The sequence below is a fragment of the Paraburkholderia sp. TE9906 genome (assembly GCF_056279605.1).
The window spans coordinates 304,150-321,709 of sequence record NZ_JBWCCT010000001.1; the positions used below are offsets into that span (position 1 = coordinate 304,150).

Annotated in this window: 17 protein-coding genes; all 17 read right to left on the reverse strand. The window is 64.3% G+C overall.

All coding sequences use genetic code 11. The features are described from left to right. Window positions 1–17 precede the first annotated feature (17 nt). Window positions 18–317 (reverse strand): hypothetical protein, encoded by a 300-nt coding sequence (locus ACZ9H4_RS01350; RefSeq protein WP_408139148.1) that lies wholly within the window; start codon window positions 315–317, stop codon window positions 18–20. A 76-nt stretch (window positions 318–393) separates the two neighbouring features. Next, window positions 394–1,329 carry a 2-dehydropantoate 2-reductase gene (panE, locus tag ACZ9H4_RS01355; RefSeq protein WP_408151954.1) on the reverse strand — a complete coding sequence of 312 codons (936 nt, stop codon included), beginning with the start codon at window positions 1,327–1,329 and terminating at the stop codon, window positions 394–396. A gap of 259 nt (window positions 1,330–1,588) precedes the next feature. Further along, the gene (locus ACZ9H4_RS01360) at window positions 1,589–2,563 is read right to left on the reverse strand and encodes a nucleoside hydrolase (RefSeq protein WP_476118067.1); all 975 of its coding nucleotides are present in this window, start codon (window positions 2,561–2,563) and stop codon (window positions 1,589–1,591) included. Continuing rightward, the gene (locus tag ACZ9H4_RS01365) at window positions 2,560–2,949 is read right to left on the reverse strand and encodes a cytidine deaminase (RefSeq protein WP_408323903.1); all 390 of its coding nucleotides are present in this window, start codon (window positions 2,947–2,949) and stop codon (window positions 2,560–2,562) included. Before ACZ9H4_RS01365 ends, ACZ9H4_RS01360 begins: the two co-directional genes overlap by 4 nt. A gap of 270 nt (window positions 2,950–3,219) precedes the next feature. Continuing rightward, the gene (locus ACZ9H4_RS01370; protein WP_476118068.1) at window positions 3,220–4,407 is read right to left on the reverse strand and encodes a thiolase family protein; all 1,188 of its coding nucleotides are present in this window, start codon (window positions 4,405–4,407) and stop codon (window positions 3,220–3,222) included. Between the two features lie 83 nt (window positions 4,408–4,490). Then, window positions 4,491–5,930, reverse strand: a complete 1,440-nt coding sequence (locus ACZ9H4_RS01375) for an efflux transporter outer membrane subunit (protein ID WP_408139156.1) — start codon at window positions 5,928–5,930, stop codon at window positions 4,491–4,493. A 10-nt stretch (window positions 5,931–5,940) separates the two neighbouring features. Then, complete coding sequence (locus ACZ9H4_RS01380; protein ID WP_476118069.1) at window positions 5,941–7,512, reverse strand: DHA2 family efflux MFS transporter permease subunit; 1,572 nt, start codon at window positions 7,510–7,512, stop codon at window positions 5,941–5,943. A 10-nt stretch (window positions 7,513–7,522) separates the two neighbouring features. Further along, window positions 7,523–8,623 carry an HlyD family secretion protein gene (locus ACZ9H4_RS01385; RefSeq protein ID WP_476118070.1) on the reverse strand — a complete coding sequence of 367 codons (1,101 nt, stop codon included), beginning with the start codon at window positions 8,621–8,623 and terminating at the stop codon, window positions 7,523–7,525. Between the two features lie 81 nt (window positions 8,624–8,704). Further along, on the reverse strand, window positions 8,705–9,127 hold the full coding sequence (locus ACZ9H4_RS01390) for a MarR family winged helix-turn-helix transcriptional regulator (protein WP_408139161.1): 423 nt from the start codon (window positions 9,125–9,127) through the stop codon (window positions 8,705–8,707). A gap of 78 nt (window positions 9,128–9,205) precedes the next feature. Further along, on the reverse strand, window positions 9,206–9,628 hold the full coding sequence (locus tag ACZ9H4_RS01395) for a MarR family winged helix-turn-helix transcriptional regulator (RefSeq protein WP_408139163.1): 423 nt from the start codon (window positions 9,626–9,628) through the stop codon (window positions 9,206–9,208). A 223-nt stretch (window positions 9,629–9,851) separates the two neighbouring features. Next, window positions 9,852–10,820: a formimidoylglutamase gene (hutG, locus tag ACZ9H4_RS01400; RefSeq protein ID WP_476118071.1), complete on the reverse strand. Its 969-nt coding sequence runs from the start codon at window positions 10,818–10,820 to the stop codon at window positions 9,852–9,854. After that, window positions 10,817–11,593 (reverse strand): amino acid ABC transporter ATP-binding protein, encoded by a 777-nt coding sequence (locus ACZ9H4_RS01405; RefSeq protein WP_476118072.1) that lies wholly within the window; start codon window positions 11,591–11,593, stop codon window positions 10,817–10,819. Before ACZ9H4_RS01405 ends, hutG begins: the two co-directional genes overlap by 4 nt. Next, on the reverse strand, window positions 11,590–12,258 hold the full coding sequence (locus ACZ9H4_RS01410; RefSeq protein WP_121323477.1) for an amino acid ABC transporter permease: 669 nt from the start codon (window positions 12,256–12,258) through the stop codon (window positions 11,590–11,592). Before ACZ9H4_RS01410 ends, ACZ9H4_RS01405 begins: the two co-directional genes overlap by 4 nt. A gap of 17 nt (window positions 12,259–12,275) precedes the next feature. Then, a complete protein-coding gene (locus ACZ9H4_RS01415; protein WP_408139168.1) occupies window positions 12,276–13,031 on the reverse strand; it encodes a transporter substrate-binding domain-containing protein in 756 nt (251 codons plus the stop codon). Window positions 13,032–13,114: 83 nt separating this feature from the next. After that, window positions 13,115–13,864: an IclR family transcriptional regulator gene (locus ACZ9H4_RS01420; RefSeq protein WP_408139170.1), complete on the reverse strand. Its 750-nt coding sequence runs from the start codon at window positions 13,862–13,864 to the stop codon at window positions 13,115–13,117. 141 nt (window positions 13,865–14,005) lie between these two features. Then, entirely contained in the window at window positions 14,006–14,896 is an 891-nt protein-coding gene (locus ACZ9H4_RS01425) for a transglutaminase family protein (protein ID WP_476118073.1), read from the reverse strand. Continuing rightward, the gene (locus ACZ9H4_RS01430; RefSeq protein WP_476118074.1) at window positions 14,893–17,541 is read right to left on the reverse strand and encodes a circularly permuted type 2 ATP-grasp protein; all 2,649 of its coding nucleotides are present in this window, start codon (window positions 17,539–17,541) and stop codon (window positions 14,893–14,895) included. The genes ACZ9H4_RS01425 and ACZ9H4_RS01430 overlap by 4 nt, the downstream gene beginning before the upstream one ends. Window positions 17,542–17,560 lie beyond the last annotated feature (19 nt).

Below are 17,560 nucleotides of genomic sequence, written 5' to 3' on the forward strand. Positions count from 1 at the left end.
CGTGACGCCCTTCGCATTCAGAAAACCACCGAGATCGCCACCGCGAGCCAGATTGCGATGACGCCCGTGAGAAACAGATGCCGCGCGATGCGGATGCGCACGTCGCTGTCTTCCGGCTCGACGGGACTCGTCGCCATCCACGGCACGAGCCCGAGGCAAGCGAAGCCGATCAGCGCGCAGATGAAGACGACGATGTCGGCGGGACGCCATTTGGTCGGCTCATACAGGCCCCAGTAGCCGAGAAAGACGATGCCGATCGAGAAGATCGTTGCCGAAGCGGCACTCAGCGCGGGCACCGATCCAATTGGACTCGGCATGTTTCACCTCCGATCGTTGGGCTGCGATGACGGTCCTTCTTCATCCCCCTGCCTTCCCGCGCCGACTGCGTCCCGTTCAGGACGTGCGTGCCTGGCGCGCTTCGTACGTCTTCAGATGGCTATAGGCGATGCGCAGCAGCGACACCCCGTGCTCGCCCTTTTGCGCATCGCCGCCGCGTGCGATCAGATCGCCGAGAATGTGATCCGCCTCGGTATGCGAGTGGTTTTCGACGTCCCGCAGCATCGACGCGGTCAGCGGCGAAGGCGTGAACAGCGTCTGGGTGGCGCGCGCGTCGAAGTCCGGGCCCATCGTGAAACCGTTGTGTTCGGCCACCGCGCGGCACTCGCCCAGCAGATTCTCGATCACGCGCTTGCCGTCCGGCGCGGCCAGAATATCGCCGACCGAGCCGCGCATCAGGCAGGTACTCGCCGCCAGCGTGGCCAGGAACACCCACTTTTCCCACATGCGCAACAGAATGTTGTCGCTGACCGAGACGTCGAAGTTCGCATCGGCCATCGCGTCCGCGATCGCCTGGACACGTTCCGACGTGCCGCCCGCCCGTTCGCCGAAAGTGATCGCGTGCATGTCGTTCAGATGCACGATGTGCTGCTCGGCGTTGAGCGTCGCGGCGATCACGCATTGACCGCCGAGCACGCGCGACGCGCCGAACTTTTCCGTGAGGACGTCGATGTGGCGCATGCCGTTGAGCATCGGCAGGATCAGCGTCGACTCACCGACCAGCGGCGCGAAGGAATCGATGGCGTCGTCGAGGCTGTAGGCTTTGCAGCTGAGCAGCACCAGATCGAACGGCTCGGCGTTGACGCCGGCAAGGATCGTCTTGATGCCGTCCAGCTTGAGGTCGCCGCGCGGGCTGCTGATGACTAGTCCGTCACGCTGCAGCTTTTCCGCGCGGCCCGCGCGCACGAGGAAGGTCACGTCCTGACCCGCCGCCGCGAGACGCCCGCCGAAGTAACCGCCTACCGCGCCCGCCCCTACTACTAGAATTCGCATCTTTTGGCCTCTTGATAGATTTCGGTCACGCGCGCCGCGCCTTATTGAAGAGTTCCGGCTCGCGTACACAGTGTGTGTGCAGAATGTAGCAAAGATTGCCGCGAGGCATCGGCGACGATTGCCGCGCCCGCACGTGCTGCGATGCAGCGTTACCGCGGCTCAGGCCTGCTCAGGTCAGATCAATCGCGGCGCTGCGCCGCCCTGGCTCGCAGCTTCTTCACAATCGGCCGCCCGCGCAGTGCGCCGCCTTTCAACACCACTACCTCACTTCGGGCAAGCCGCAAATGGTGCGCTCGTAGAGCGCCAGCATACCCGGCACATCCACGCCGATGCAGACCTTGCACGCCGGGCGGCTGTCCCAGTCCGGCGCGGGCACGGGCAGCGTCGCCGGCTTCTGGATGGTCTGGCCCACCGCGATGCCTTCCGTCAACACGCGCACCGGACCGCTGCGCGTCGTATAGAGGTGCGGCGCCAGCACATACGCGACCGCCGATGAATCGTGCACATAGATGCCCGCCAATTGCGCGCTCTGCCCGTGAAAAGCCTCGTAGTGACGCGACACGTCCCACACGAATTGTCCCGCCGCGCCGCCGCGATCGCGCAGCGACGCGAGATACGCGCGGCTCATGATGGTCGGCTGCGTGACGTCGAGCCCGACGATCGCCACCGGCCACGCCGCGCCGAGCACGCGGTCGGCCGCGTCGGGGTCGCCGAGGATGTTGGCCTCCGCGGCCGGCGTCACATTGCCGAGCACGCCGGCCGTGCCGAACGCGCCGCCCATGATCACCACCTGCCTGACGAGCGGCGCGATCTGCGGATCGTCGGCGAGCGCCAGCGCGAGGTTCGTCAGCGGCCCGACGGCAAGCAGCGTGACTTCGCCCGGATGCGCGCGCACCGTGTCGATGATGAAGCGGTGCGCAGGCCGCGCATCGAGCGGCGCCGCGCAGGTACTGTCGAACGCGATGTTGCCGAGGCCGTTGTCGCCGTGAATCTGCGCGAGCGGCGCGGGCGCGGCGCGCCGCAGCGGCGCCGCCGCGCCCTGTGCAACCGGCACACCGGCGGCGAAGCGCCCGGCCAGAAAGCGTGCATTGCGCGTCGTCGTCTCGATCGTCGCGTTGCCGAACACGCTTGTCAGGCCGAGCAGTTCGATGTCGGGGTGCAGCGCCTGGAAGACGAGCGCCATCGCATCGTCGACGCCCGGGTCGGTGTCGTAGATGATCTTGTGCTTGCTCATAGGTAGAACGCGTCCGGCAGTTGTTCGCGCGCGGTGGTGTCGCGCGTGGCGCCGCGCAGATTGCCGAGGCGAATCGGCAGATCGGGGCCGCCCAGTTCGAGGATCACCTGGCGGCACGCGCCGCACGGTGCGATCGGGCCGTCAGTGTCGCCGATCACCGCGAGCGCCGCGAACTGATCGCGCCGATAACCCGCGGCGATTGCGCTGAAAAACGCCGTGCGTTCGGCGCAATTGCACAAACCGTAGGCGGCGTTCTCGACATTGCAGCCGTCGAATACCTGGCCGTCGCGCGTCAATAGCGCGGCGCCGACCTTGAATTTCGAATAAGGCGCATAGGCCTTTTCTCGCGCGAGGCTCGCGCGTTCCAACAGTTGTTCCATGTTCATGCGGCGGTCCTCGATTCGGTTCTGCGTGATGAACATGCCGGGGAGAGTGGCGCCCATCAGGTTCGTGAGCGTCATGGCGGGCTCGACACGCAGGCCGTCGCGCGGTTTGATGCGCGGCGGTGCCAAACACTGGGTCGGCTTCGCGATCGATCGCAGCAAAGTTCGCGAAGCCGTATGACGCGCACGACAGGGTAGCAATGGTACGCTGATCGAGTGGTCGCGGGCCAGTCGTGTTCGTGCTCGCGACGTCTGGGCACGCCGCCGCCGAGCCTACAGCACTTCCAGCGCCAGCGCGATCCCCTGCCCGCCGCCGATGCACAACGTAACGATGCCACGCTTGAGACCGTCGCGCCGCATCGAATGAACGAGGCGCGTGGTCAGCACCGCACCGGTCGCGCCGATCGGATGACCGTGCGCGATCGCACCGCCCTGCACGTTGATCAGTTCGTCCGCAATGCCCAGCCGCCGCGCGACGGCGATCGGCACCGCAGCGAACGCTTCGTTGATTTCAAAGCGCTCGACATCGTCCAGTTGCCAACCCGCGCGCGCTAATGCGATCTGCACGGCGGGCACCGGACCGAGGCCGAACATGCCCGGCTCGACCGCCGCGACCCCATACGCGACGAGCCGCGCGAACGGCTCGATACCGCGCGCTTCGGCGAAACCCCGCTCGGCCACCAGCATCGCGGCCGCGCCGCTGTTCAACCCCGGCGCGTTGCCCGCGGTGATCGTGCCGTCCGGGCGGAAGGCCGGACGCAATCTGGCGAGCGTCTCCACGGTCGTGTCCGGGCGCGGCTGTTCATCGCGCGTGAACTGCTGCGGACCTTTGCGCGCGGCGATATCCACCGCTACCAGCTCGGCGTCGAAGTCGCCGCGCGCCTGCGCGTCGGTAAAACGCTGTTGCGAGCGCGCGGCCCAACGGTCCTGGGCTTCGCGCGTGATGTCGAACTGACTGACGAGGTCTTCCGTATGCCAGCCCGAATGCTCGCCGGAAAACGCGTCGTTCAGGCCGTCGCGCAGCAGGCTGTCGTGAATCTGCGCGTTACCCATCCGATACCCCCAGCGCCCGCCATCGAGCAGGTACGGTGCGCGATCCATGTTCTCCATACCGCCCGCGACGGCGGCATCGCCAAGACCTAGCCAGATCTCCTGAGCCGCCGATGCGATGGCCTGAGCGCCGGAGCCGCACACGCGATTGACGGTCAGCGCCGGCACCGCCACCGGCACGCCGCCGCCAATCGACGCCTGGCGCGCCGGGTTCATTTTGTTGCCGGCCTGAATCACATTACCCATCACGACCGAAGCGAGCGCACCCGCTTCGAGCCGGCTGCGCCGCAGCGTTTCGCGCACGGTTACCGCGCCGAGTTCGGTTGCGCTCACGTCCTTCAGCGATCCGCCGAATGCGCCAATCGGCGTTCTCACCGGATTGCAGATCACTACTTCTCGCATACTCGTCATGGTTCTCTCCAGTTGGATCAGCACTGTGTTTTCTACTGCGCCTGCCTGCTCATTGGATGACGCCGATTGGCCGCAGCCACGAATCAGCGTTTCGCCGATACCGCCGCAACCGTCTCGCCCGCCCCCACATCCCACCCGCCACCCAGCGAGCGGTACAACGCGACCGCCGAAAGCGCATGCTCACGCTTCGCCTGGTTCAATGATTCCGCGTCGCGCAGATACGCCTCCTGCGCGGCGAGCACGTCGAGAAAGCTCGACGCGCCGCCCTTGTACAGTTCGGTCGACAAACGCAGCGCATGGTTCGACGCATCCAGCGCGCCGCCGAGCCGTTGCACCTGCACGGCGCCGCTCACCAGATCGCTGCGGTTGTCCTCGATCTCCTTCAGCGCCTGCAGCATGGTCTGCTGCAACCCGAGTTGCGATTCGCGCATGCGGCTCTCGCTTGCGTCGATATTCGCGGTGATGCGGCCCGCGTTGAAGATCGGACTCGTTGCATTCAACGCGGCGCTAAAGAGGTTGTCGGTGAGCGTCGGCAAGCCGAGATACGACGAAGCGAGCAGGCCATTCGCGAGATCGATCCTGAACTTCGGATAGCGCTGCGCCTTCGACACCCCCACTTCGGCCGCGCGCTGTTCGACCAACGCATAGGCGGTGCGCACATCGGGCCGCTGCAACAGCGCGTCGGAAGGCAGCATCTGCGGTGCGCTTTGCGCGGGCAGCGGAATCTCGCGGGCGTCGGCAAGCAGCAACTTGTCGACGCTCTCCGGCGTGCGACCCGAATACACCGCGATCAGACTCAATTGATGCTGCACGGCCGATTGCATGCGCGGAATCTGCGACTGCAAATCCTCCAACTGATTCTGCGCACGCGCGACGTCGAGTTGCGTCGACAGTCCATAGTGCAGACGCTGTTGCGTGAGTTTCAGCGCACGAGCGCGAATCTGCTCGTTGTCGCTGAGAATCTGCAATTGCGTCTGCGCCCAGCGCAGATCGATATACGCCGCCGCCGTGTTCGCGGCGAGCGCGAGCCGCACCTGATTCAACGCCGCCTCGCTTCCCGACACCTGGGCCTGCGCGGCCAGTACCGCGAGACGTTCGCCGCCGAACACATCGGGCGTCCAGCTCGCCGTCAGGCCGATACCGGCCTGGCGCACATAGCCGAGCGGCGGCGGCGTGTTCTGCCGCGTGTTCGACGCGGTTGCGCTGGCGTTCAATTCGGGCAGCAAGGCCGCGCGATTCTGCTTCGCCAGATCCTGTGCCTGCCGCACACGCTCCACGGCGGCCTGCACGTCGAGATTGCCGGTCAGTACCGACTCCACCAGTTGGTGCATGACCGGGTCGCCGAATTGCGACCACCACGCGTCGGCGCTGATATTGTCTTGCGGTGCATCGACACTCCACGCTGCCGGCGCAACGGTCTTCACCGTCTGCGGCAAATCCGCGTGCGTGGCCGGTTGCACGGCGCACGCCGCGAGCGTCAGCAACGCCGCGCTCGCCAGTACTTTGATTACGATCGGCTTCATGTTGAAATCCTCAATGGGCCTCGGGCGGCGGCGCGGTGTTGCCGAATGGGCGCGAGAACAGCACGCTGAGCAAACCGACCACGAAACAGAGCGACACGGCAAGAAACGTATCGGAGAAAGTGAGCACCAGCGCTTCTCGCAACAGCACGTCGTGCAATTGATCGAGCCCCGCGTGCGCCGCATTCAGCACATTCCCGCCGATGGCCGCGAAGTACTCGGCCTGCTTCTGCAAGATCGACTCAACCGCCGGACGGCCTGCGTTCAGATGCTCGTCGAGCCGTTCGTAATGAAAGTTCAGCCGATCGTTGAGCATCGTGCTGCTCACCGCGATCCCGATCGCGCCGCCCAGATTGCGCATCAGGTTGAAGAGGCCGCTGGCGGAGCGAAGCCTCGACTGCGGCAACGCCCCCAGCGCCATCGTGACGATAGGCGGAATACAGAACTGCTGGCCGATGCCGCGCAACGCCTGTGGAATCAGCAGTTGCTGCCAGCCCCATTGACTCGTCAACGGCACATACAGATAGCAGCCGATGCCGAACAACGCGAGCCCGAACACCATCAGCAAGCGCATATCGACGACACGCGCGAGCATCGAATACGCGGCCAACGCAATCAACTGGAAGCAGCCGACCGAGAGCAACGCTAGACCAATCTGCAACGAATCGAAGCCGCGTACGCGCGCGAGGAACACTGGCGTCAGAAACACCGTGCAGAAGATCCCGATGCCGGTAATGAAGGACAGCAAGCTGCCGATACCGAAGTTGCGCACCGCGAGCGCGCGCAAATCGACGATCGGTTCTTTCGCGGTGAACGCATGCACGATGAACAGAAAGCCGCAGATCGCCGACACCCACGTGCACAGAACGATCACGTCGTCGCCAAACCAGTTCTTGCGCGGGCCCTCTTCGAGCACGTATTCGAGGCAGCCGAGGAAGCCCGACATCAGCAGAATGCCGAGGTAGTCGCCTTTTTTCAGCAGCGAGAGATCGACCCTGTCGATGTGCACGTACTTCGGCACCATCACCGTGACGGCAATGCCCGGCACGAGGTTCAGATAGAACAGCCAGTGCCACGACCATTGCGACGTGATCCAGCCGCCGATCACCGGGCCGATGGTCGGCGCGAGCGACGCCAGCGCGCCGATCGTGGTGGACGCGATCAGCCGCTGCTTGCCGGGAAACAGCACGAACGCGGTGGTGAACACCGTCGGAATCATCGCGGCGCCGGCCGCGCCCTGCAAACCGCGAAACAGGATCATCGAGTTGATGTCCCACGCGAGTCCGCACAGCATGCTGGTAACCGTGAAGCCGAGCGCGGAGAACGTGAAGAGCCAACGCGTCGAAAACACGCGCGTGAGCCAGCCGGACATCGGAATCACGATGATTTCCGCAATCAGATAAGAGGTCTGCACCCACGAGAGTTCGTCCTGGCTCGCGGACAAACCGCCGCCGATGTCGCGCAGCGAGGACGCCACGATCTGGATATCGAGCGTGGCCATGAAGAAGCCGACGCACATCAGCGCGAACGCGAAGACTTTGGTGCGGGTCGGCTGGTCGGCGGGATTGTCGAGGACTTGAGTCATGATCGGCTCATCATCCGTGTACTTGTGCGCGGCCGGCGTCGACATGCACCTTCACGGTTGCCGAGAGGCCGGGGCGCAGCACGCCCTGCATGTCCTTCGGCACGTCGAGGCGCACGCGAACCGGCACGCGTTGCACGATCTTCGTGAAGTTGCCGGTGGCGTTCTCGGCGGGCAGCACGCTGAAGGTTGCGCCGGTGGCCGGTGCGAGGCTCTCCACCACGCCGTGAATCCATTTGTTCGATGCGTCGAGATCGACGTCGACGCTATCGCCGACCTGCATCTTCTTCAACTGGTCTTCCTTGAAGTTCGCGTCGATCCACAGTCCGCTCGACGGCACCACGGTCAGCAGCGACACGCCGGTGTTGGCGAGCAGTCCCACTCGCGCGCTGCGATTGCCGACAAAACCGTCAATCGGCGAGCGAATCGTCGTGTACTCCACGTTCAGTGCGGCGACGCGCTGCGCGGCCTGCGCGGTGGCGATGCGCGCCTCGGCATCGCCAATCTGCGCATCGAGCACGGCGATCTGCCGTTGCGCCGCGATCAGCGCTGCACTGCTTCGATCGACTGCGGCGTGCGCCTTGGTCAGATCGGCATCGGCCCGCTCGACCACCTGGCTCGATACCGCCTCGTCCTTCACCAACTCGCGGTAACGCGCCTGGTCGGCGGCGCTGCGCGTGAGTTCGGCGCCGGAGGCGCGCACCTCGGCCGCCTGTTCGTTGATCGTGGCAAGTTGCAACGATTTCTTCGCCTGCAACTCGGTAACGGCGGCTTGCGCGCTCTGCACTTGCGCACTGGCCTGCGCCAGCCGGGCGTCGTAGTCGCGAGCGTCGAGGCGGACCAGCACGTCGTTCGCATGAACGAACTGGTTGTCATGCACGAGCACGTCGGCGACAAAGCCGTTCACCTTCGGCGCCATGACGGTGACGTCGCCGCCCACGTACGCATCGTCCGTCGTTTCGACGAAGCGGCCAACGAAGAACCAGTACGACACGGCAAGCGCCAGCGCGACGATCACGGTGAGGATCGCGAGCAACATCCACGGAATGCGCTTGGCCGGCCTGGCGGTATGCGCCGCACTCGGCGGGGCGACAGTCGAAGGTGTAGTGGACATGATGTCGATATGTGCGTATGCACTCGTTGCGTTGAAAAAAACGGCGCGATGCGCCGGCCTTCGTTGCGGCCGCGGGCGGCCTCAGATTGAATCCCGTGTCAGAGCGAACAGTTCGCCGCGCAGTGCGGCCGCGCGCTGTTCACCGAAGCGATGCTCGAATTCGGCTTGCGCGCTATACCAATGCTCACGCCCGGCGTTCAGCCGCTCTTCACCGATGGCTGTGAGCGTAATCGTCAACGCCCGCGCATCCGCACCAAGCGCCGCGCTCGACACGAGGCCATTGCGGCGCAACGGCTGAATCGTACGGACCAGCGTGGTGCGCTGCATGCGCATAGCTTCGGCCATCTGCTTCATCGTCATCGGGCCGGTGCGTTTGAGACGGCCCAGCAGCGAAAACTGCGTAATCGTCAGGCCGACATTGGCCAGATGCCGGTCGTAAATCTGCGATACGTAACGTGCGGCCTGGCGGATCGCAAAGCAGTCGTCGTCGAATAGCCCTTCCATTGCTGCGCTTCCCTATTCGTGAGTGCGTATGCACACATGCAAATACAACAACGCTCGCCGGAACGAGCGTGTGCCTGCCTAACCGGTAATGCTGAACAGTTCGGCGCGCAGCGTCCTGGCGCGCGCCTGGCCGAACTTCTTTTCGAACTCGTCCTGGGCGGCGCGCCATGCGATGGCGGCCTGATCGAAGGTCTTTTCGCCCTGCTCCGTCAAACTGAACAGAAACGTGCGGCCGTCATGCTCCGCCGATTCCGCCACCACCAGGCCATCGCGCTGCAAGGGCTTCATGGCGCGGACCAAGGTTGTGCGCTCCATGACCATCGCGTCGGCGAGGTCCGCCATCGGCAGGCTCGGCGTGCGTGCGAGCTTGGCAAGAATCGTAAATTGCGCAGCCGTCAACCCCACTCCACCGAGATGGCGTTCGTAGATTTGCGTGACGTGCCGCGCCGCCTGGCGCAGCGCGAAGCAATTACATTCGTCGTAAGAGAGAGGGCGGGTCATGAGAGGCAGTCTATATGTGCATACGCACAGAGTCAAATTTTATTTCGATTAGGGCCGCTGTGGGCGCAAGACGCAGTCCGTAGGCATACCAGTCCGCAGTAGCGGCTTAACGTCCAGCGTAGCCTCTTACGGCCATCAAGGTGGACGCGAAAACGGCTCGCCGGAGCGTTCCGGCGAGCCGCCTTTTCTATCCGCGCGATACACGGAGCGCAGACAGCCTGATTTAGAGCAACCGGTACGCCAGGCGTGCAGCCGCTCTCGCTGTGCGCTTGTCCTGATCGAGCGACGGGTTGTACTCCGCGATATCCGCCGCGCGCAGCTTGCCCGAGACCCGCACGCGCCGCACCATCGCTTCGACCACCGATAGCGGTACGCCCAGCGCAGCGGGCGCAGACACGCCCGGCGCGGTGGCGGCGGGCAAGACGTCGAGATCGATCGTCAGATAGACGTCGTCCGCTGCGTCCAGCAACTGCTGAAGCTCATTCAGACGCTGCGGCAGTTGCGTTTCCTGCATATCGACGTCGAGCACGTAGTGCACGCCGAGATGCTGCGCATGCGCGAACAGCGAGGCAGTGTTGCCCAGATCGCTGATACCGAAGCACGCATAGTTGAACGGCAGCCCCCGTTCCGCGCAGTCGAGCGCGATCTGATCGAACGGTGTGCCGGAATTCGCGGGGCGCTTCTGGCGCAGATCGAAGTGGGCGTCGAAGTTGATGATCAGCAGCTTGCGCGATGCGAGCGGCGCCGCTGCGTTGTCGGCTTCACGCAGCTGATGCAATCGCAAACCGCTATACGTTCCCCACGCGACTTCATGACCGCCACCGAACACCAACGGCCGGCCACCGCTCGCCAGCACTTCGCTGACCACGTCCGCGAGTTCCGCCTGCGCGCCTTCGAGGTCGCCGTCCTCGCACACCACATCGCCGGCATCTGCGAGCGCCGCCATCGACGTTTTGGCCGGCAACCCCGCCAGCACGCGGCGCAACTCCCTGGGTGCATGCGCTGCGCCGATCCGGCCTTGATTGCGGCGCACGCCTTCATCCGAGCCGAAGCCCACGATCACCGGCGCGTCGCGCTGCAACTGTACGACGTCACTGAACGGCATTACCTGATTGAAGACACGCCGCGTGTCGCCGGGCTCACCGTCGTCGGAGCGGCCTGCCCACACCTTGTCATCGAATGAAACTCTCATGCGCGCGATAACACCGCCTGCAGGAATGCGCGTGTGCGCGGCTGCGAAGGCGCGGAGAAAATCTCAGCCGGCGGCCCCGCTTCGACGATCACACCGCAGTCCATCACGACCACCACGTCGGCCACTTCCTTCGCGAAGCCCATTTCGTGCGTGACGACCACCATCGTCATGCCTTCGCTCGCGAGCAGCTTCATCACTTGCAGTACTTCGCCGACCAGTTCGGGATCGAGCGCAGACGTCGGCTCGTCGAACAGCATGACGCGCGGCTGCATCGCTAATGCCCGAGCAATCGCAACCCGTTGCTTCTGACCGCCCGACAGACTCGCCGGCATCACGTGCGCCTTGTGCGCGAGCCCGACTTTTTCCAGCAGCGCGATCGCAGCCGCTTCGGCCTGCGCCTTGCCGAGACCGCGCAACATGCGCGGACCGACGGTGATGTTATGCAGCACCGATAAGTGCGGAAACAGATTGAACGACTGAAACACCATGCCGACTTCAGTGCGCAGCGCATTCAGCGACCGCTCCTTGAGCATCTCGCCCTGTTCGACGAGCCGATGCCCGCAGATGTCGATCGTGCCGCCTTCGGCCTGTTCGAGTCCGTTGCAGCAGCGCAGAAAAGTACTCTTGCCCGAGCCGCTCGGCCCGATCACCACGACGACCTGTTGGGGCTGGATATCGAAATCGATGCCGTTGAGCACCGTATGCGCGCCGAACGATTTGGTCAGCCCGCGAATGCTGACGATAGGCTCATTGGTTTTGGCCACGGTATTCATTGCACCATCCCTCCCGCACGCAAACGACGCTCGACGCGATGCAGTGCGTAATTGGTCGCCTGCGTCAACACCAGATATACCAGTGCAATAGCCAGATAAACTTCAAGCGAACGATACGACACGCTGATGATCTTCTGACCTTCGTGCATCAGATCGTCGATCGTCAGGAGCGACACCAGCGCCGAGTTCTTGATCAGCGCGATGAATTCGTTGCCGAGCGGCGGGATCATCCGCACGATGGCCTGCGGCAGAATGATCGCGCGCATCGCCTGCCCCGACGACATGCCGATCGATCGCGCCGCCTCCATCTGCCCGCGATCGACGGACTGAATCGCGCCGCGCACGATCTCCGAAACATAAGCGGCCGAATACAGACCGAGCCCCAGCATGCCGCACACGAACGCCGGCAGCAGAATGCCGAATTGCGGCAATCCGAAGAACAGCAGAAAGAGTTGCACAAGCAATGGCGTGCCGCGGAAGAACGTCAGGTACGCGGTACACAGGCCGTACACGATGCGCCGCTTGGGCGTCAGCCGGCCAATGCCGATCAACAGGCCAAGCACGCAACTGAGCGCGAGCGACGCGGCGGTCACTTCGACCGTCACCAACGCGCCGTGCATGATGTCCGGCCAACCGGCAATCACCGGCGAGAAATCAAGTTCCATTTCGTTTGCCCGGCCGCTTATTGCGCACTCGCGCCGAACCACTTCTTGACGATCGCCGCATACGTGCCGTCAGCCTTGATCTTCGCGAGCGCAGTGTTGAAGGCGGTCTTCAGTTGCGGCTCGTCCTTGCGCACGGCGATACCATAGGCTTCGGTCGTCAGCGTCTTGTCGAGCACGCGGAAGCCGCTGCGCGTTTTCGCGAGTTGATACGCGGCCGGCTTGCCCGTCACGGCAGCGTCGGCACGGCCGATCCCCACCAGATCGAACATCTCCTGGTTCTTCTCGACTTCGACGCGATTGATCTGCGGGAAGTTATCGCGCAGATAGTTCACCGACTTCGTGCCCACCTGGACCGAGACTTTTTTGCCGTTCAGATCGGCCACCGTCTTGATCGGCGAATCACTTTTCACCAGCACGGCGAGGCCGCCCGCGTAATACGAATCGGTGAAGTCGACCACTTTCGCGCGCTCGTCGGTAATGTAGATGCCGGAGATCGCAGCGTCGAAACGATGCGCGATCAAACCCGGAATCAGCCCTTTGAAGTCGATGTCGGTCCATTGCACGCGTTTGCCCATCGCTTTCGCGAGCGCGTTCATCAGGTCGACGTCGAAACCGGTACGCGCGCCGTTCTCGGTGAACTCCATCGGCGGGAAGGTGGCGTCGGTGGCGACGTTCAGCACGTCCGGCGTTTGTGCCGACGCCGCGCCGGAGAATCCGGTCAACGTCACGGCGAACGTGACGCATGCGAGGGACAACAGTCGTTGCAGTTTCATGAGGTAGGCTCCTTGTGGTTCTATCGATTCGTGCAATTCGTTCGGAATCCGTATTGAGGACGAAACCGGGAAGTTTCGTCCAGTCAATCGGATTGCATATGCTCGGAAATGGCGCGGGCCGTGCGTAGCGTCCCGTCGATGAATTGGCTTTCGCGGCCGATGGCACGCGTGGAAGGCGCCATCAGCGTGATCGATGCGCCGCTGCCGGCGCTGCGTCCACTGCGATGAAAGATCGGGGCGCTCACCCCCCACACGCCCGGATCGACTTCGCTGTCGCTGACGGCGTAGCCTTGGGCGCGAATCTGTTGGAGTTCTGCTTCGATTGCGCAGCGGCCGACGGGGTCGTTGTCGAACACGCTGTCGAGCACTTCGGCGCGCGCCTTGTCGGCCATGAACGCCAACAGCGATTTCGCCGAAGCGCCCGCCTTGAGCGGCACAGCGCGGCCTTTCTCGAACGAGCAGCGCAACGAATGCTGGCTGTCGACCATCTCGAGGCACATCACCTGATGCTTGACCGCGACCACCAGCCCAATGCTTTCCTGCGACGCTCGCGCGAGTTGCTGCATTTCGCTGCGGCTCGCTTCGACGAGCAGCGAATTCACATCGAAGCCAAGCGCGAGTTGCAGGCTGATCGGGCCGGGCGCGTAATACCCCGCGTTTTCGGCGACGAAACCCCAGCGCTTGAGCAGCGCGATCTGCCGGTACAGCGTGCTTTGCGCAAGGCCTGTCACGGCTAGCAGATCCTTGACGGACATCGCCTTGCCATGACTAGCGAGCGCCGCCAGCACCAGCAGCACCCGTTCAGCCCCTGTCACACCCTGTTCGACGTTCACGATCACACCGCCCGCAATCCAACAAGGGCCCAGAATGCCAGAACGTTCTCAGATTTCAAAAATGGAATTCCCATTGGGCGGGAATGAAGAACAAGGGATTTCCCCAGGTCGGCATGAAATGAGTGCAAGGCCCGAGCGCCACTAAAGCGCAATCACCGTCACACCCACTTCCACCTGATGCGCGCCGCCCCCAAGAATCATCCCGCGCAGCAACGATACGTCGCTGTAATCGCGGCCAATCGCGAGCGTCACGTGATCGACATCGGCCAGTACGTCGTTGGTCGGATCGAGATCGATCCAGCCGCTGCCGGGACAATGCACCGACACCCATGCATGCGATGCATCCGCGCCGATCAAACGCGGCTGCCCCGGCGGCGGATCGTTACGCAGATACCCGCTGACATAACGCGCCGGCAAACCCAGCGAGCGCAGACAGCCGATCATCACCTGCGCGAAGTCCTGGCACACGCCGCTCTTCAGTTCGAACGCGCGCTCGGCTGGCGTATCGAACATCGTCGCCGAAGGCTTGTACGCGAAGTCGTCGTGAATCCGGTGCATCAGATCTATCGCGCCCGCGGCGATCGGCCGTCCCGGCGGAAAGCTCGGCAGTGCATAGGCGCGCAGCGCCGGCCGCGGCACGATATTCGGCGACGCGAAACAGAACTCCACCTCCGGCCTGAACTGCCCGCCGACGCGAAACTGCAGCGCATCGGCCACCTCGTCCCATGCGGGCGTGGCGTCGGGATCGAGGTCGGTCCAGCGCGGCGTCAGCGACACCGTCGTTTCGCTGACGAGTTGCAAGCGCTCGTGCGGCGCATCCAGCGCGAAGTACAGCACATCGTTGCCGAACGCATCGACACGGCTGTGCAGATACGACGGTTCGGGTTCGATCCGCGCGCTATGCGAGACCAGCCGCTGCCACGAACAGGCGATCGGCCGGATCGTCGCGAGATGCTGCGCGGTCTCGACATACGTGGAATAAACGTAAGTCGTGCGATGCGAAACGGACAGCACGGTCGGCGCGTGCTTCATGACCACACCTGCGAAGTCACGGTACTCGCGTGACTGAAATAGCGCGCGCTGATCTCATGCGCAGCCGCGCCGACGAACCCGCCGATCTGATCGCAGACCGCCATCAAGTGACGGTAAGCGCCGTTTTCATCCACTTCACACAGCGATTCCAGCGACGGCAAGGAGCTCGCAGGCGGCATCAACTCCGCGAACGGACGATGCCGCACGCTGCCCGCGGCCAGCGCGATCTCGTCGAGCTTCTTGCGCAGACGTTCGTACACGCCGTAGATGCCGCGCGGGTTGGTCGGCTCGATCACCAGCAGGTCGAGCAAGGCCGGCACTTCGAAGCGGCCCGGATAGAGCGAGCGGTACGTGAGCGTACTGTCGAACAGTTGCAGCAGCAGATCGAAACCCGCGGGGGTGGCAAGCTGGCCGTGCTCGGCGATCACACGCAGTAGTGACGTCATCGCCGCCACGCGTTCGATGTGACGCCCCACGAACAGCAAACGCCACGCTTCGTCGCGTGTCATGCGGTCGCCCTGGGCGCCGCTGATCGCCGACAACTGCACCGACAGGCGCTCGAGCGCGTTGACCAGCGTGATGCGGTCGTAACGGTCGTAGCGTTCGCCACGGCCATTCGCGCCGTTGCCGCCGCCATTGCCATTCCCACCACCTTGCGCCGCCGCAGCCGGCATCAACGTGTGCAACACATCGCGGAAGTCGTTGCGCGACGCGAGAATCGTGCGCCAGTGATCGTTCGACAGCCGCCCTCGCACTTCGCCATTCGAGCGCGCCTGGTAGTTCAGATTCTGGCCGATGCTCGCGGCCCCGGTGCTCTCGCTCAGATTCGCGACGAGCGCGCGCTCGAACACTTGCGGCGAATACGGCGCGGACATGTCGCCGGATTGCACGAGGCCACATTGCATCGCGAGTTCGACCAGGGTCGGAAACATCGCGTCGGCATCGTTGCCTTCGAGCGAGCCGAGAATCAGACGCAGCAGCCGCACGTTGTTTTCGGCGCGCTCGCCGTAACGTCCGGCCCAGAACAGATTTTCCGCCGCGCGGCTCGACACCGTGCGATGCTCGCGCGCGAGGTCGGCGGGCTGCATCGGCGAAGGCAGCAGCGTGAAGGTCGAAGTCGGCTGGCTCGACAGCACCCATGTATCGACGCTGCTGCCGCCGTACTGCATCGATACCGTCGCCTGGCGCTCGGCGGCCATCCGCGTGAAGCCGCCCGGCATCACGTGCCAGCCCCCGTTGACATCGGCAATCGCATAGGCGCGGAGCACCGCCGGGCGGCGGCCGATCGTGCCGTCTTCGTAACGCGGCGTACACGAGAAACGCTGCACCTGCTGGATCGTGTACGTGTCCGGCATCGCCTCGATGCGCTCGCGCCACGCCGACAGCGTCTGCTTGCCCTGCTCGATGCCGGGCGGCGCATCGCGCCCGGTCACCGGCCAGGTCGGCACGATGAACGCTTCGTCGAGCCGCGCGAATGCATGCTCGCGCGCCGCCTGTTCGCCGCACCACCAGGTCGCGACGCTCGGCAGCACGAGGTCTTCGCCGAGCAGCACTTCGGCGACGCCCGGCAGAAAGCCGTGCAAGGCCGGCGATTCGACAAAGCCCGAACCCGGCACGTTCGACACGATCACGTTGCCCGCGCGCATCACCTGCAGCAGGCCGGGCACGCCGATGCTCGAATCGGCGCGCAGTTCGACCGGGTCGCAGAACGCGTCATCGAGCCGGCGCAGCACGACGTGCACGCGTTCGAGCCCGGCGAGCGTCTTCAGATAGAGCATGTCGTCGCGCACCGTCAGGTCCTTGCCTTCGACCAGCGTGACGCCGAGATAGCGCGCGAGAAACACGTGCTCGAAATAGGTTTCGCTGAACGGCCCCGGCGTGAGCAGCGCGATATGCGGCGACTGCGGTGACTCCGCGGCGCCAGGGTCGTGCCGCATCGTGGACTGCGCCGATTGCGCGAGCGTCGCGATCAGTTGCGAATAGGTCGGCGCGAGGCGGCTCACGCGCATCGAGCGGAACGGCTCGGCGAACAGCGTCGACACGATCAGCCGGTTTTCCAGCGCATAGCCGAGACCCGATGGCGCTTCGGTGCGATGCGCCATGACGGTCCAGTCGCCGTTCGGCGTCCGCGCGAGATCGACCGCGACCACTTGCAGGTACTGGCCGCCGGGCGGCGTGAAGCCCTTGACTGGGCGCAGATAGCCCGGATGCCCGAACACCAGCGCGGGCGGCAGTTGCCCACGTTCGAGCAGGGTTTGCGGCCCATAGATATCGGCGACGATCGCATTGAGCAGATGCGCGCGCTGCGTCACGCCGCGTTCGATATGCGCCCACTCGTCCTCGCTGATCAGAAACGGCAGCAGGTCGAGCGCCCAGGGACGCGACTCGCCGTTATCCGCATAGACGTTGTAGCTGATGTCGTTGTCGCGAATCTGTTGCGCGACCGACGCGCAGTGATCCTCCAACCGTGCGACGCCGTCCTCGCCAAGCCGCTCGAAGAATTGCCGCCACGGCTCGCGCAGCACGCCCGTTTCGTCGCGCAACTCGTCCCAATGTCCGTCGTAGCCCGGCAGCAGCCGTAACAGGGACGAAGCGTCCGCACGAGCCGCGGACGCTTCGAAGGGAAAAGTCGATTGAAAGGCCAAGATCGTATCGTTCTAAGTA

What these genes read in the sequence shown, in the direction of transcription:
- ACZ9H4_RS01350 (WP_408139148.1), bottom strand. Translation starts at nt 317, where the DNA reads ATGCCGAGTCCAATTGGATCGGTGCCCGCGCTGAGTGCCGCTTCGGCA.
- panE (WP_408151954.1), bottom strand. Translation starts at nt 1,329, where the DNA reads ATGCGAATTCTAGTAGTAGGGGCGGGCGCGGTAGGCGGTTACTTCGGC.
- ACZ9H4_RS01360 (WP_476118067.1), bottom strand. Translation starts at nt 2,563, where the DNA reads ATGAGCAAGCACAAGATCATCTACGACACCGACCCGGGCGTCGACGAT.
- ACZ9H4_RS01365 (WP_408323903.1), bottom strand. Translation starts at nt 2,949, where the DNA reads ATGAACATGGAACAACTGTTGGAACGCGCGAGCCTCGCGCGAGAAAAG.
- ACZ9H4_RS01370 (WP_476118068.1), bottom strand. Translation starts at nt 4,407, where the DNA reads ATGACGAGTATGCGAGAAGTAGTGATCTGCAATCCGGTGAGAACGCCG.
- ACZ9H4_RS01375 (WP_408139156.1), bottom strand. Translation starts at nt 5,930, where the DNA reads ATGAAGCCGATCGTAATCAAAGTACTGGCGAGCGCGGCGTTGCTGACG.
- ACZ9H4_RS01380 (WP_476118069.1), bottom strand. Translation starts at nt 7,512, where the DNA reads ATGACTCAAGTCCTCGACAATCCCGCCGACCAGCCGACCCGCACCAAA.
- ACZ9H4_RS01385 (WP_476118070.1), bottom strand. Translation starts at nt 8,623, where the DNA reads ATGTCCACTACACCTTCGACTGTCGCCCCGCCGAGTGCGGCGCATACC.
- ACZ9H4_RS01390 (WP_408139161.1), bottom strand. Translation starts at nt 9,127, where the DNA reads ATGGAAGGGCTATTCGACGACGACTGCTTTGCGATCCGCCAGGCCGCA.
- ACZ9H4_RS01395 (WP_408139163.1), bottom strand. Translation starts at nt 9,628, where the DNA reads ATGACCCGCCCTCTCTCTTACGACGAATGTAATTGCTTCGCGCTGCGC.
- hutG (WP_476118071.1), bottom strand. Translation starts at nt 10,820, where the DNA reads ATGAGAGTTTCATTCGATGACAAGGTGTGGGCAGGCCGCTCCGACGAC.
- ACZ9H4_RS01405 (WP_476118072.1), bottom strand. Translation starts at nt 11,593, where the DNA reads ATGAATACCGTGGCCAAAACCAATGAGCCTATCGTCAGCATTCGCGGG.
- ACZ9H4_RS01410 (WP_121323477.1), bottom strand. Translation starts at nt 12,258, where the DNA reads ATGGAACTTGATTTCTCGCCGGTGATTGCCGGTTGGCCGGACATCATG.
- ACZ9H4_RS01415 (WP_408139168.1), bottom strand. Translation starts at nt 13,031, where the DNA reads ATGAAACTGCAACGACTGTTGTCCCTCGCATGCGTCACGTTCGCCGTG.
- ACZ9H4_RS01425 (WP_476118073.1), bottom strand. Translation starts at nt 14,896, where the DNA reads ATGAAGCACGCGCCGACCGTGCTGTCCGTTTCGCATCGCACGACTTAC.